Consider the following 14,368-nt stretch of genomic DNA (forward strand, 5'->3'; position numbering starts at 1 on the left):
CCTTATTCGCCTGCGGCCGATTTGACGGCCGAAGCGACTTCGGCCTTGGTGGCCTTGGCGCCGATCAGCTGCTCGACCACGGCTGCCGTGGTTTCCTCGGCGATGGCGCCGACATCGGCGAGCGCCTTGGCCTTGATTTCGGCGATGCGGGTTTCGGCACCGGCGATCTTTTCCTGCAGCGAGGCTTCGATCTTGGCGCGCTCGGCGTCGGCCTTGGCCTTGGCTTCGTCGCGGGCGGTCGAGGCGATCGCATTGCCCTTGGCGCGGGCGGTGGCGAGATCCTGCTCGTAGGCAGCGATCGCGGCATCCGCTTCGGCTTTCAGGCGCGAGGCTTCGTCGAGATCCTGCGCGATGCGGTCATGGCGGGTCTCGAGGATCGAGCCGATGCGCGGAATGACGACCTTCGACATGAGAAGGTAGAACAGACCGAAGGTGATCGCCAGCCACAGGAGCTGCGATGCGAACGTGGTCTGGTCGAAAGGCGGGAAGACGCCGGTGGCGTGTTCGTCGCCATGGGCCACACCCGTTTCGGTGTGCGTTTCGCCTGCCGGCTGAGCCGCATGCGCGTCCGCAGGGGTCTCATGCGTTTCCGCAGAGGTTGCCGCCTGGGCGATTTCGAAAGGGGTGGACTCGGCCGATGCCAAGGTCACAGACATGCTGACCTCCAGGGGGCATTCTCAATCATGTACGAAACGTACGATGGACCACGGCCCTGTCGGGCCATGGTCCAGTCCTCGGCCGATATCAGACGGCGAAGAGGAGGAGGAGAGCGATGAGCAGCGAGAAGATGCCCAGAGCTTCCGTAACGGCGAAGCCGAATACGAGACGGCCGAACTGGCTGTCAGCGGCAGACGGATTGCGCAGAGCGCCGGCAAGGTAGTTGCCGAAGATGTTGCCGAGGCCGAGAGCCGTGCCGGCGAGACCGAACGTGGCAAGACCTGCGCCGATGAACTTTGCTGCTTCCGCTTCCATGATGAACTCCTTGAATGGGTTGTTGCGGCTTATGAGCGACGCCCGAAGGCGCCGGCGACTGTTTCCTTAGTGACCACCCGGATGCACGGCATCGTTGAGGTACATGCATGTCAGAACTGCGAAGACGTAGGCCTGCAGGAACGACACGAGGAATTCGAGACCGGTCAGGGCGACGGTCATGAGAAGGGGCAGGATCGAGCCGACCACACCGACGGCGCCGAGGGCGCTGAGCGAAGTGACGAAGCCGGCGAAGACCTTCAGCGTGATGTGACCCGCCAGCATGTTGGCGAAAAGACGGATCGAGAGGCTGATCGGACGCGAGAGGAACGAGATGACCTCGATCGAGACGACCAGCGGCAGGAGCGCGCCGGGCACGCCCGACGGCACGAAGAGCTTGAGGAAGCCGAAACCGTGCTTGTAGAAGCCGTAGACGACGACCGTGCCGATGACGAGCAGCGCCAGCGCAAAGGTGACGATGATCTGGCTCGTGACGGTGAAGAAGTAGGGCATCATGCCGAGCAGGTTTGCCGTCAGCACGAACATGAAGAGCGAGAAGACGAACGGGAAGAACTTCATCCCGTGGCTGCCCGCCCCTTCCCGGAGCATCGAGGCGATGAACTCGTAGGACATTTCCGAGACCGACTGCATGCGGCTCGGGACCAGGCCGCGCTGGCCGGTCGTGAAGTAGAGGAAGCCCGTGGCGACCGCGACGGTGGCGACCATGAAGAGCGAGGCGTTGGTGAACGAGAAATCGATACCGCCGATTTCGATCGGAACAATCTTGTTGACCAGGAACTGATGGGTCGGATCGTTGGACACCGCTTATCTCTCTCGCTTGCCCGCCTTGCGGCGGAAGTCACCCATTAAGTGGACCGCACCCTCAGGCGCCATCCTTCGTCTCGGTTTCTTTCCGCCCGCTCCCGGCCTTGCCGGGATCGCGCCCGGCCAGCCTGTCGACCGGATGGGGCGATGCCACCATGCCAGCCGCGCGCATGACGTTCAGAACGCCGGCGCAGAAGCCGAGGAGCAGAAGAACGATCATCCCCCACGGCCCTGTACCTGCAAAATGGTCCAAAAGATAGCCCAGAAGCGCCCCGACGATGACGGCAGCGACGAACTCGCTCGAGAGCTTCATGGCCACCGCGTAGCCCTTGCGGCTCTCGGATGCCCGCGCCTCGGCGGCCTGTTCCGCCCCGTCGTCCTTGCGCCGTTCCGCGAGTTCCGCGTCCAGGCGCTTCAGCCGGTCTTCCAGACTTCCCTTTTGCTGATCGGTCATGGCGTCCTCCCGTTCGTTCCCGCCGGAGCTTTCGCCCCATTGCGGACATATTGAAGGCTAGGATTCAAGCCATATCCGACCCCTTTCGAAGTCGGCCGCAACATAGTTTTAGGTGCCAGCATAGTCAAGGCATGGCGAAGCTTTGCGCCACAGCAAATATATTGAAGAAAATCAATAAATTATCGGGATTCACGCCGGAGGCGCGACCGATCGTCCCGGGAATCGTTTCCGCATGTGCGCGGACTCACCCTTGAGCCGCGACAGCGCGCCCCTCAGCTCCAGCCGCCGCCATAGGTGCGGTAGAAGATGTGCTGGCCGATCTTGGCGACCCGCTTCATGGTGCGGCCCCAGGGCGGGTTTACATAGGTGGCGTGGTAATGCGTGGCCGAGCCGACGTCGTCGAGCCAGATCTTGCCGGCGGTGACCGCCATGGCGATCTCCTTGGCGGTCTTCCAGTGCCAGGGGGCGAGAATCAGGTCGGGAATGCGGTCGCAGGCAAAGGAGAACTGGCAGCGGTTGCGCCAGTTTTCGTTCTGGTAAACGACGCCGCAGATGGTGTTCGGATAGCTGGGGTTGCGCACGCGGTTCAGGATGACCTGCGCCACGGCAGCCTGGCCCTTCACCTCCTCGCCCCGCGCCTCGAAATAGATGCCTTCGGCGAGGCATTTCTGTTCCTTGGCGGTGAAGACACCGGCCGGCAGCGGGGTCGCGGCCCAGGCGTGGTCTTCCGGAGAGATGTCGGGAATGAAGCGGCCGAGTTCCTTGTTCGGCTTCAGGATCGAATCGAAGGGTGATTCCCGGGCGTAATCCGGCTCGACGCGGGCATAGGCGGTGGCGAGGATGTCGGCCTTGTCGCTGGTGACGAGGCTTGCGATCATCGGCGAGAGGCCCTCGTCCTTATGGACCGGCTTCTTCTTGTAGAAGGCCGTGGCGATCTCGATCTCCTTGCCCTTGATCTGCGGCTTGGCGAAGGCCATGCGCTCGCCGGTGTCGAAGACCGGCGAGAAGATCGCGCTGGTGCGCTCCAGGATGGAGCCGGCGGTAAAGCCCTTCGGCGGCGTGACCGGCAGGACGGCGATGATGCGGCCCTTCTTGTCTCGGCGGTTGACGCGGTCCTCGTCGGGAATGCCGCCCTTGCCCTTGTGCTCGCTGCGCAGCGCCGCCTTGACGCCGCCCGGCAGTTCCACGCCGGCACCGCTCTCGATGCCGCCGGTGGTCATGGCGTCTGCAAAGGCGATCTCGACTTCGTGGATGGAGCCGGCGGGTGAGCGGGTCAGCACCATGGTCTGGTTGCCGCCCTTGCGGTTGAGGCCGGAAAGGTAGGTGGCGAGGTCCGTATGGGCCGCCTGGGTGGGAAAGCCGGCGACGATGCCGAGGCCGACGACGAGTGGGATCTTCCATTCCCGCTTGGCAAGGGTCTCGCGCAATTCCGCTGCGCATCCTTGCCGGAACTGCCGCAGGAAGGCCAGGAAGCGCCCTGCCCCTGCATGACGAATGCTACGCTTACGCAACTTTTTACTCCGCACGCATGCGCAGGCACGCCGCCACTATCCGATGGCGTGTCTTCCTGCCCGAAACTGACTGTATGGGAGCCCTGCCGCGCCGAAGCACGGGCCCGAAGCGGCTCGTTGTCAGGGTAAAATGAAGCATTAACCTTGATGGTTGGTTAATGCTGATAAACCGCATTGGGGAGGCCAGTCACCTCCCCTTCACATTTTCGTCAGATGACGACGTGCGAGCCAAGCTCGACGACACGATTGGTCGGCAGGCGGAAGTAATCGGAGGGGTCGGTCGCGATATTGGCGAGCGCGATGAACAGCCGGTCCTGCCACATCGGCATGCCCGATTCGGCATCCGGGACCAGCTTGCGGCGGCCGAGATAGAATGAGGTCGACATGATGTCGAACTTGTGCCCCGCCTTTCGCATAAGGCCGAGCGCGTGCGAGACGTTCTGCGTCTCCATGAAACCGAAGCGCATCTCGATCCGCGAGAATCGGTCGGAAATCCGCTCCACCGAGAATCGCTCGGCGGGGATGACGCGCGGCGTGTTGGACGTCTTGACGGTCAGGATGAAGTTCTGCTCGTGCAGGACGTGATTGTGCTTGATGTTGTGCAGCAGCGCCGCGGGCGCAAAATCCGGATCGCTGGTCAGGAAGATCGCCGTGCCGGTGACCTGCACCGGCGCATGCGCGCTCTGCTTCTCAACCGACTTTACGAAGGCCGGCAGCGGCACCTCGATGCGGCGTGTCTTGTCGCGCAGGATGCGGGTGCCGCGCGTCCAGGTCCACATCAGCACCACGACGGCACCGGCGATGGCCACCGGCACATAGCCGCCGTCATGCACCTTGAGCAGGTTTGCGCCGAGGAAGGTCAGTTCGAGCAGGAAGAGCGGCAGCAGCACGGCGACGGTGGCCAGCAGCGACCAGCGCCAGCGTTTGCGAAGGAACTCGAAGGCGAGAACGGTCGTCACCACCATCGCGCCGGTGACCGAGATGCCGTAGGCGGTCGCGAGCGCCTCGGACGAGCCGAAGATGAAGACCAGCATCATCACGCCGAACAGCAGCACCGTGTTGACGCCCGGCAGGTAAATCTGGCCGGTCTGGGTTTCGGATGTGTGGAAGATTTCCATACGCGGCAGGAAGCCCAGATGGATCGCCTGCCGCGTCAGCGAAAAGGCGCCGGTAATGACGGCCTGGCTGGCGATGATAGTCGCCGCCGTCGCCAGGATGACGACGGGCAGCAGCGCCCATTTCGGGAACATCAGGAAGAACGGGTTGGAGATCGTCTCGGGATGCGCAAGCACCAGCGCGCCCTGGCCGAGATAGTTCAGCGTCAGCGCCGGGAAGACCAGACAGAACCATGCCCACTGGATCGGCCGGCGGCCGAAATGGCCGAGATCGGCATAAAGCGCTTCCGCGCCGGTGACCGTCAGGAAGACGGCGCCGAGCACGACGAGACCAACATAACCTTCGCTCAGCATGAAAAGCACGGCGTAGTAGGGGTTGAAGGCCGCAAGGATGCCGAGATCGTCGCTGATATGGTTGAGGCCGGCAATGCCCATGACGATGAACCAGATGGCCGTGATCGGACCGAAGAATTTCGACACAGCGGCCGTGCCCCAGGACTGCACGGCAAAGAGCATCACCAGGATGACGACCGATATGGGCACGACATAGTCGCCGAGCGTCGGCGTCACCAGTTTCAAACCCTCGACGGCCGACAGAACCGAGAGCGCCGGCGTGATCATCGCGTCGCCGATGAAGAGGGCGGCCCCGACGGCCGCCAGGAAGAACAGCACGGCGGCGTGGTTGCCCGCGGTCTTGGTGAGCAGCGCAAGCAGGGAAAGAGTGCCGCCCTCGCCGTGGTTGTCGGCGCGCAGCAGGAAGAGCACGTATTTCAGCGTGACGATGATCGTCAGCGTCCAGATCATCAGCGAGATCAGGCCGATCACCTCGACGCGCGACACGCCATCGTCGGCGACCGGGCGGAGCGCCTCGCGGAAGGCATAGAGTGGGCTCGTGCCGATATCGCCATAGACGACGCCGACGGAGCCGAGGGCGAGAAGGAACAGTGTGCGCGCCCTGTTGTGGGAATGCGGGGCGCTACCGGCGTGTTCGTGCATGGGGCGATCAGGCTCTAGAGCCAGCCTTTCCAGCGAAAGAAGAAGAACGGGAGGATTGCCGACAGCAGCATGGCCGCCAGCGTCAGCGGGTAGGCATAGGCAATGTGCAGTTCAGGCATGAATTCAAAGTTCATGCCGTAGGTGGAGGCGATCAGTGTCGGCGGAAGCAGCACGACGGAGGCGATCGAGAAGATCTTGATGATGGCGTTCTGCTCGAGATTGATGAGACCGAGCGAGGCATCGAGCAGGAAGGTGATGTTGCCGGCGACGAAGCTCGCATGTTCGGACAGCGACTGCACGTCCCGCGTCACCGTGCGGCAGAGTTCGAGGCTCTCGCGATCGGATTGCAGCGCCGGCACGCCGTGCAGGAAGGTCAGCATGCGCGAGAGCGACATGAGGCTGTCGCGCGCCTTGGCGACGAGGCGGTGCAGCGCGGAGACCTGCACGACGCGGTCTTCCAGGTAGTGCGCGGGCCGTCGGCTGAGATGGTGGTTGCCGAAGACCTCCAGGGAGAGCTTGTCGGCGCGACCGACCGCGATCTCCAGGATTTCGGCGGTGCGGTCGGCGATGGTTTCGAGAAGCCGCGTGATCAGCACCGTCGGCGAGGCGCAGCCGCCCGGGATGCGGTGCATGCCGGCCTTGAACAGCGAGAACGAACGCGGCTCGGCATAACGCACGGTCAAAAGCCTGTCCGGGGTCAGGATGAAGGCGACGTCGGTCAGGTGCGGCAGGTCGCTTTCCGCCTTCACCATCAGCGAGGCGGTCATGTAGGTCGCGTTGCCATCGGTGTAGAGGCGGCTCGACGGCTCGATGTCCTTGAGTTCGTCGCGGGTCGGCACATCGATCCGGAGCGCCTTCTCGATCAGCGCCTCGTCCTCGCGTGTCGGCTCCATGAGGTCCACCCACACGGCACGATCGAGAATCTCGGCGGCGGCGGAATCGCTTTCCGCCGGCAGGGTGCATGCCTCGCCGTTGGGACGGAAAACCGTGATCACCGGCGAATGGCTCCGGAACGGACCATCGCTCACACTCCTGATTGAACGCCGCCTGTGGCGGGGTTGGCCGCGCATATTGCGCGGCGCAACATAAAAATCAAGCTTACGGCGCTGAACGCGGTTGGGGACCGAAAGGTTCGCCTATTCGAAGACGATGGCCGGGGCGCCGCGACCACCCTTGCCCTGCACCGCCTGCAGCTCCTCCCAGACCCGGGTGGCGATGGCGCGGTAGGTCTTTGCCGCCGCACCCTCCGGGTTGGAGACGACGACTGGCGTGCCGGCATCGGAGGTCTCGCGGATATCCATGGTCAGCGGCACCTCGCCGAGGAAGGGCACGCCGATGCGCTCCGCCTCCTTGCGCGCGCCGCCATGGCCGAAGATGTCGTAGCGGTTGCCGGTATCGGGCGCGATGAAATAGCTCATGTTCTCGACGATGCCGAGCACCGGCACCTCGACCTTGTTGAACATGTTGAGACCTTTTCGCGCGTCGATCAGCGCGAGGTCCTGCGGCGTCGAGACGATGACGGCACCGGCGAGCGGCACCTGCTGGGCCATGGTGAGCTGGGCATCGCCCGTGCCGGGCGGCATGTCGACGACGAGCACGTCGAGCTCGCCCCAGGCGACCTCGCGCAGCATCTGCATCAGCGCCGACTGGATCATCGGCCCGCGCCAGATCATCGCCACTTCCTCGTCGACGAGGAAGCCCATCGACATAACCTTGATGCCGTAATTCTCCATCGGCTTGATGATACGGCCGTCGATCTGCTGCGGCCGGCCGGAAATCTGGAGAAGCCGGGGCATGGAGGGGCCGTAGATATCGGCATCGAGGATGCCGACGCGCAGGCCATTGACCTTGAGCCCCAGAGCCAGGTTGACCGCGGTGGTCGATTTGCCAACGCCGCCCTTGCCGGAGGCGACCGCGATGATGGCGCCCACACCCGGGATGCCGGATTTTGCGCGCTGCTGCGGCTGCGCCGGCGTGGCATGGGCGTGGCCTGTGTGGGAGTGGCCTGCATGAGAATGACCGGCGTCGCCGCGGCCTGGCGGCGGCGGGGCGGGTGCGCGCGTGGCGGCGGGGCCGGTGGCAGCGCGCTTATCGGCGGTCAGTGCCACCATGGCGGCCTTGATGCCGGGGATTTCCTTGACGACGCGCTCGGCGGCAGCGCGCATCGGATCGAGCTCACGGGCGCGGTCGGCCGGCACGGTGATCGAGAAATAGGCCTTGCCGTCGGAGATGAAGACGTCCGAGACGAGGCCGAGATCGACGATATTGCCGTCCATCTCCGGCCCGCGCACCGTGCGCAACCGTTCCAGCACCTGTTCCTTGCTTACATCCGTCATGAAACCCTCGATCGTCCTGTCGTGGCGTCAAACCACAGCCCTGCCCCCGTAGATAGTGTACGGGACGGCCATCGCCAAACGAATTTCCCTGCGACAGAAAGCTCAGGCGATCAGCCCGCGGCGGATCGCCTTGACCACCGCCTGGGTGCGGTTGACCGCTTCCAGCTTGCGGGTGACCTGGTTGAGATAGTGGTTCACCGTGTGCTCGGAAAGGCCGAGGATTTCGGCGATCTCCAGGCTCGTCTTGCCCGCTGCCGTCCAGCTCAGGCACTGGATCTCGCGTTCGGTGAGCACCACCTGGCCGGATTTCCACGCGGCACCGATCTCGGCCAGCCGGTTGAACAGGTGCACGGAAATCATCTGCAGCATCAGCCGGTCGTCGCGTGCCAGCGTCGGGCCCTCGCCGCCCCAGACGACCGCGCCGCGATTGCCGAGTGCATCGTGGACCGGGAAGAAATGGCCGACCAGCATGCCGTGATTGGTCATCATGTCGAGCAGTTCGGTAAAATCCGCCTGCTCGGAGGATTCGCCGATCCATTCGCGCATGTCATACGTAAAAGGCACCGTGGTGAGCCGCAGCTTCCGGATTCCGGCGGAGTGGCGCACCATGCGCAGGGCATCGTATTTGCCGAGAATTTCCTGCGGCCAGTTGCTGACGATGGAGTAGGCCGACAGCTTTTCCGCCTCGAAGCCCGGCAGGTTGAAGACGATGAAGAATTTGAGCCCGTATTCCTCGCACTTGCGCCGCATATAGCGCACGATATCGAACTGCGTTTCGAGGGCGGCGATGTCGCTGCCCTCGTCCTGTAGCTGGTTGTCGGTGCTGCTTGTCTCGTCAGCTGTCATGGTCCCCCGCAATTTTGTTCTTAGCCTTGAGCAACTGGAGCCGAGCCGCACGTGTTCCAGAAAATCGCAAGGTTTTTTTGTGCATCAGTTCAGAAGTCCGGCGCGGATCGCCTTTGCGACCGCCTGGACCCGGTTGACGGCATCAAGCTTGCGCGTCGCCCGGTTGAGATAGTGGTTGACCGTATATTCCGACAGGCCGAGAATTTCCGACATCTCGACACTCGTTTTCCCGGCAGAAGCCCAGGACAGGCACTCGATCTCGCGGCGCGAGAGAGAGACGTTCTGCCGGCGCCCGGCGCGCAGGTCGACGACCTCGGTGAAGATGAGGTTGGCGACCGCGTTGAGCTCGGCCATTTCGCGCGGATTGAGGGCTTCGCGCGTGCCGCCGAATGCAAGCGCGCCGCGCAGGCCGGCCGAATTGTGCGCCGGGAAATAGGCCCCGCGCGACAGGCCGTGCTGATCGAAAAGGCAAGCTGCAATCGCCGACTTGCCATCGATCCGCCCACGGTTCGTGCGGTCCGCATCATAGGTGAAAGGGTTGGTGCTCTGGCGCAGTCGCTCGATGACGGGGCTGCCGAAAATCAGGCCGGCATGGTCGTATGTCTTGAGCATCTCGTCCGGCCAGGACGTCAGCAGCACATTGGAGGAGAAATCGGTCGACGTTTCGGAAGGAACGTTGATCAGCAGGTAGCTGCGAAAGCCATAATGCTTGGCGAGGCCATCCAGCGTCTCGGCAACATCCTCCTCCGAGCCCAGAGTCGAGGGACTGACGTCCCAGCGATGCCGAAGCTGTGCAGATGTCGTGTGAAATCGATCCGCCATATCCATTTTCCTTCAGCACGCACGCGAACGTGCGGCAAAACATGCCGACACGATGCACTGCTTGCTTCAGGAACCCCCGTATCCCAATGCAAGTATGTAAGATGAACCGCGCCTCAAGTTCGCGGGTGAGCGACGCAAATCTGAGCCGGCCGAAAAGGAAGCTAATGGTGCCCCCATCCCGCGTCCAGCGCGATTTTCTAATTTACCGTAAAATGGGGGTCGAAGACAACCATGCCATTATTTACGTACCTCAAACCTCGACCTACCGTTGCGGGCCGAGGCGAGCCGCCAGTTCCGCCGTGATGGCGCGGGCAGCATGGCTGACGCGCGGCGCCCAGCCGTCGAGCTGCTCCTGCCCGACCCGATAGGCCGGCCCCGTCACCGAAACGCCCGCGAAAAGCGCGCGGCCGGCATCGAAGACCGGGGCTGCGACGCAGCGGATGCCGGGCTCGTGCTCCTCCCGGTCGAAGGCTATGCCGCTCGCCCGGATTTCCGAAAGTTCGGCGAGAAGCGACGCTCGGTCGGCGAGCGTCTGCGGCGTAAAGCAGCGGAATTCCAGGCCCGACAGGATGACATTGAGCGCGGCCGCATCGAGCACCGACAACGCCGCCTTGCCGACGCCGGTGCAATAGACGGGCGAGGCATTGCCGATCTGCGAATTCATGCGCACGGCCTGCCGGCTCTCCACCTTGTCGAGATAGATGATTTCCCGCCCGCGCAGGACCCCGAGATGCACGGTCTCGCCGGTCTCCCGGTGCAGCGCTTCGAGAAAGGGCGCGGCGACGGCGCGGAATTCGTTGCGCGCCCAGCTGGCGGAGGCGAGTTTCAGCAGGCGCAGGCCGGGCGTATAGGAATGGTCGGGGCGCAGTTCCAGGAGCCCCTCCTGCACCAGATGGGAAAGCTGGCGGTGCAGCGTGCCGCGCGGCTGGCCGCTGACGGCGAGCACGTCGGTGAAGCGCATGGGGCGGTCGGCAAGCGCCACCGTCTCCAGCACGGCGATCGCCTTTCCGAGCGTGCCGGTGGCCGCACCGCCCTCGTCCTGCCGTTCCGGTTCCATTGTCGCAGCTCCCGCCGATCCCTTGACAGAGGCGTATAGTAACGGAATAATTCCGAATAATCAAACTCAGTTCCAAATAATGGAATTTATATCGGGAGCGTGACGATGGCGAGCCGCTATTCGGACCTCGCAGGACAGGGCGTTTTCATCACCGGCGGCGGATCGGGCATCGGGGCGGCACTGGTCGCGGGTTTTGCTGCCGAGGGTGCCCGCGTCGCCTTCGTCGACATTGCCGAGGCGGAGAGCCGCGCGCTCGTCTCCGAGCTTGACGGCAAGGTCGCCCACCTGCCGCATTTCATACGGGTGGACCTGCGCGATATCGCGGCCCTGCGCAGCGCGGTCAACGAGGCGGCGGCGGTGCTCGGCGGCATCCGCGTGCTCGTCAACAATGCCGCGCGCGACGACCGGCATGATCTTGACACCGTCGAACCGGACTACTGGGACGACAACCAGGCGGTCAACCTGCGCCCTCACTTCTTCGCCGCGCAGGCCGTCGCCCCGTTCATGCGCCAGGCCGGCGGCGGGGCGATCGTCAACTTCTCCTCGATCGCCTATCTGCTGAACATGGGCGAGTTTCCCGGTTATGCGGCGGCCAAGGCCGGCATCATCGGCCTCACCAAGTCGCTCGCCGGCCGGCTCGGGCCGGAGAAAATCCGCGTCAACGCCATCCTGCCCGGCATGGTGCTGACCGAGCGCCAGAAGCGCCTGTGGATCGACGAGGCGGCGATGGCCGGCGGCATCGAGCGGCAATGCCTGAAGCGCTCCCTGACGGAAGACGACATGGTCGGTCCCTGTCTTTTCCTGGCGTCGGAAGCCTCCGCCGCCATCACCGCACAGACGCTTATCGTCGATGGAGGCATGCTCTGATGACCGAACCCGCTTATGTCGCGGTCGACTGGGGAACGTCCAGCTTCCGCCTCTGGCTCATCGGCCGGGATGGCGGCGTGATCGCCGAGCGCCGCAGCGGCGAAGGCATGACGACCGCCGCGCGCACCGGCTTTGCCGACGTGCTGGCAAGCCACCTCTCGGCAATCGCCGCCCCCGCCGGCCTGCCCGTGCTGATCTGCGGCATGGCCGGCGCCAAGCAGGGCTGGGTCGAGGCCGGTTATCTCGATACGCCGGCGGCGCTTTCCGCCATTCCCGCAGCCGCCGTGCGCATTCCCGGCATGGACGCCGATATCCGCATCCTGCCCGGCCTCGCCCAGCGCGATGGCGCGGCACCCGACGTCATGCGCGGCGAGGAGACGCAGCTTCTGGGGGCGGCCAGCGAACTCGGCACCGGCGACCACCTCGTCTGCATGCCCGGCACCCACAGCAAATGGGTGCGCCTCTCCGGCGGCAAGGTGCAGGGGTTCTCCACCTTCATGACCGGCGAGCTTTTCGAGACCATCGCCAAGCACACGATCCTCAGCCACGCAATCGCCGATGCCGGCGCGATTTCGGGCGGCAGCGCTGCGTTTCGCGATGCCGTGACGCGCATGGTCGCCAACCCCGCCATCGCCACCAGCCAGCTCTTTTCCGTGCGCGCGGGCTCGCTGATCGCCGGCCTTTCGCCGGAAGATGCCAAGGCGCGGCTTTCCGGCACGCTGATTGGGCTGGAGATCGCCGGTGCCCTTTCGCTCGTCGCCGCCGGCACGCCGGTCGCGCTCGTCGTCTCGGGCGGGCTTGGCGCGCTCTACAAGGAAGCGCTTGCCGCCGCCGGCCTTTCCCCCTCCATCATCGATGCCGATAGCGCGGTGCGCAACGGCCTTGCCGCAGGCGCCAAGGCGCTCTGGTCCCTCTGAGAAAGCAAAACAAGATGTCCCGCATTCCCTTCCCCCCGATGAAGTACCCGCTGATCGCCATCCTGCGCGGCCTGAAGCCGAGCGAGACCGAGGCGGTCGTCGGCGCCCTGATCGAGACCGGCCTGACGGCGATCGAGATCCCGCTGAACTCGCCCGAGCCCTTTAAGTCGATCGAGATCGCCGTGAAGATGGCGCCGGAAGGCTGCCTGATCGGCGCCGGCACGGTGCTGACCGTCGAGGATGTCGGCAAGCTTGCCTATGTCGGCGGGCGGCTGATGGTGAGCCCGAATGTCGACCCGGAGGTGATTTCCACCGCCGCCGCGCGCGGCATGGTGACGATGCCCGGCGTCTTCACCCCCACCGAGGCGCTTGCGGCGGCGCGCGCGGGTGCCACGGGCCTCAAATTCTTCCCGGCCAGCGTGCTCGGCCCTTCCGGCATCCAGGCGATCCGCGCTGTGCTGCCGGCCGAACTGGAAATCGCCGCCGTCGGCGGGGTTTCGGAGAAGAACTTTGCCGATTATGCCGCCATCGGCGTGCGCAGCTTCGGCCTCGGCTCCAGCCTCTACAAGGTGGGCATGGGCGCCGACGAGGTGCGCGCCCGGGCAAAAGCGACGATCGAGGCCTATGATGCCGTCTATGGAGGAAACCGATGACCGAGACCCATTCCTTTAACGGTCGCATCCTGTGCGACGTCGCCAGCGAACTCGGCGAAGGCCCGACCTACGATCCGGCGACCGACAAGGCGCTGTGGTTCGACATCAAGGGAAAGAAGCTGCACGAGCTGCATCTTGCGACCATGACCAAGGTGGTGCACGACCTGCCTTTCCTGGGCAGCGTGCTCGCCGTCATCGATGCGGAGCGCCAGCTCATCGTTTCCGACCAGGGCCTCTTCATCCGCGCCACCGCGGACGGCAAGCTCACTCCCTTCGCCACGCTGGAAGACAAGGCGCACAACCGCTCCAATGACGGGCGCGTGCATCCTTCCGGCTCGCTCTGGGTCGGCACGATGGGGCGCGGCGAGGAGAAGCGCTCCGGTGCGATCTATCATGTGGCGCGCGACACGGTCACACGGCTCTATTCCGACATCACCGTTCCCAACGGCATCTGCTTTTCGCCGGACGGCAGCATCGGCTATTTCACGGATACGGGCGTCAATCATCTGATGCGCGTGGCGCTCGACCCGGCAACGGGCCTGCCGGTCGGCCAGCCGGAGGTGCTGAGCGACGAAACCGTCAATGCCGGCGGCATAGACGGCTCAGTCTGCGATGCGGACGGCCTCATCTGGAACGCGCGCTGGGGCGGCAACGCGGTCGAGGTCTACAAGCCCGACGGCAAGAAGATCGCGCGTCATCTGGTGCCCGCGTCGCAGGCGACCTGCCCGGCCTTCATCGGCAGCAAGGCCGACCGCATGCTGGTGACATCCGCCTGGGCGGGATTCGATGCGGCGCGGCGTCTGGCCGATCCGCATGCCGGCCAGACCTTCGAGCTCGGCATCGCGGTAAAGGGGCGATTCGAACCGAAATTCCTGCTCTAGACGCATAGCTGCAATCAAAAACGAGGCAATTTTTATCGGAACCAAACCGGGGGGTCGCCGTTCCTTGTCCATCAGCCGGTGCGGACGGGCACTTCAAAACCTCCGCCGCGCCTTGATGC

Annotated in this window: 15 protein-coding genes; 4 read left to right on the forward strand and 11 right to left on the reverse strand. The window is 64.5% G+C overall.

Annotated elements, in window-relative coordinates; all coding sequences use genetic code 11:
* Window positions 1-2: 2 nt before the first annotated feature.
* From AC1Q6Z_RS21760 to AC1Q6Z_RS21810, 11 genes are all read right to left on the reverse strand, one after another.
* On the reverse strand, window positions 3-656 hold the full coding sequence (locus AC1Q6Z_RS21760; protein WP_256118530.1) for a F0F1 ATP synthase subunit B: 654 nt from the start codon (window positions 654-656) through the stop codon (window positions 3-5).
* A gap of 88 nt (window positions 657-744) precedes the next feature.
* On the reverse strand, window positions 745-972 hold the full coding sequence (locus tag AC1Q6Z_RS21765; RefSeq protein ID WP_024270186.1) for a F0F1 ATP synthase subunit C: 228 nt from the start codon (window positions 970-972) through the stop codon (window positions 745-747).
* Between the two features lie 66 nt (window positions 973-1,038).
* Window positions 1,039-1,791 (reverse strand): F0F1 ATP synthase subunit A, encoded by a 753-nt coding sequence (locus tag AC1Q6Z_RS21770; RefSeq protein ID WP_256118529.1) that lies wholly within the window; start codon window positions 1,789-1,791, stop codon window positions 1,039-1,041.
* A gap of 61 nt (window positions 1,792-1,852) precedes the next feature.
* Entirely contained in the window at window positions 1,853-2,248 is a 396-nt protein-coding gene (locus tag AC1Q6Z_RS21775) for an AtpZ/AtpI family protein (protein ID WP_492649244.1), read from the reverse strand.
* A gap of 272 nt (window positions 2,249-2,520) precedes the next feature.
* Window positions 2,521-3,675, reverse strand: a complete 1,155-nt coding sequence (locus AC1Q6Z_RS21780; RefSeq protein ID WP_492649245.1) for a cell wall hydrolase — start codon at window positions 3,673-3,675, stop codon at window positions 2,521-2,523.
* A gap of 293 nt (window positions 3,676-3,968) precedes the next feature.
* Window positions 3,969-5,870: a potassium transporter Kup gene (locus AC1Q6Z_RS21785; RefSeq protein WP_492649246.1), complete on the reverse strand. Its 1,902-nt coding sequence runs from the start codon at window positions 5,868-5,870 to the stop codon at window positions 3,969-3,971.
* Window positions 5,871-5,884: 14 nt separating this feature from the next.
* Entirely contained in the window at window positions 5,885-6,865 is a 981-nt protein-coding gene (locus AC1Q6Z_RS21790; RefSeq protein ID WP_492649247.1) for a magnesium transporter CorA family protein, read from the reverse strand.
* A 141-nt stretch (window positions 6,866-7,006) separates the two neighbouring features.
* The gene (locus tag AC1Q6Z_RS21795; protein ID WP_492649248.1) at window positions 7,007-8,206 is read right to left on the reverse strand and encodes an Mrp/NBP35 family ATP-binding protein; all 1,200 of its coding nucleotides are present in this window, start codon (window positions 8,204-8,206) and stop codon (window positions 7,007-7,009) included.
* A 102-nt stretch (window positions 8,207-8,308) separates the two neighbouring features.
* Window positions 8,309-9,052 carry a helix-turn-helix transcriptional regulator gene (locus tag AC1Q6Z_RS21800; RefSeq protein WP_492649249.1) on the reverse strand — a complete coding sequence of 248 codons (744 nt, stop codon included), beginning with the start codon at window positions 9,050-9,052 and terminating at the stop codon, window positions 8,309-8,311.
* Window positions 9,053-9,136: 84 nt separating this feature from the next.
* A complete protein-coding gene (locus AC1Q6Z_RS21805) occupies window positions 9,137-9,874 on the reverse strand; it encodes a helix-turn-helix transcriptional regulator (protein ID WP_439616551.1) in 738 nt (245 codons plus the stop codon).
* A 262-nt stretch (window positions 9,875-10,136) separates the two neighbouring features.
* Window positions 10,137-10,931 carry an IclR family transcriptional regulator gene (locus AC1Q6Z_RS21810; protein ID WP_492649250.1) on the reverse strand — a complete coding sequence of 265 codons (795 nt, stop codon included), beginning with the start codon at window positions 10,929-10,931 and terminating at the stop codon, window positions 10,137-10,139.
* A gap of 105 nt (window positions 10,932-11,036) precedes the next feature.
* Between AC1Q6Z_RS21810 and AC1Q6Z_RS21815 the strand changes: the two genes are divergently transcribed.
* The 4 genes from AC1Q6Z_RS21815 to AC1Q6Z_RS21830 are packed head-to-tail and all read left to right on the forward strand — an operon-like array spanning window position 11,037 to window position 14,249.
* On the forward strand, window positions 11,037-11,798 hold the full coding sequence (locus AC1Q6Z_RS21815; protein ID WP_492649251.1) for an SDR family NAD(P)-dependent oxidoreductase: 762 nt from the start codon (window positions 11,037-11,039) through the stop codon (window positions 11,796-11,798).
* Window positions 11,798-12,715 carry a 2-dehydro-3-deoxygalactonokinase gene (locus AC1Q6Z_RS21820; protein ID WP_492649252.1) on the forward strand — a complete coding sequence of 306 codons (918 nt, stop codon included), beginning with the start codon at window positions 11,798-11,800 and terminating at the stop codon, window positions 12,713-12,715. The genes AC1Q6Z_RS21815 and AC1Q6Z_RS21820 overlap by 1 nt, the downstream gene beginning before the upstream one ends.
* Before the next feature lie 14 nt (window positions 12,716-12,729).
* A complete protein-coding gene (locus AC1Q6Z_RS21825; protein ID WP_256118519.1) occupies window positions 12,730-13,368 on the forward strand; it encodes a 2-dehydro-3-deoxy-6-phosphogalactonate aldolase in 639 nt (212 codons plus the stop codon).
* Window positions 13,365-14,249 (forward strand): SMP-30/gluconolactonase/LRE family protein, encoded by an 885-nt coding sequence (locus AC1Q6Z_RS21830; protein WP_492649253.1) that lies wholly within the window; start codon window positions 13,365-13,367, stop codon window positions 14,247-14,249. Before AC1Q6Z_RS21825 ends, AC1Q6Z_RS21830 begins: the two co-directional genes overlap by 4 nt.
* The last annotated feature ends 119 nt before the right edge of the window (window positions 14,250-14,368 follow it).

It is taken from the genome of Shinella sp. GW835-FHT14H05 (assembly GCF_058793575.1).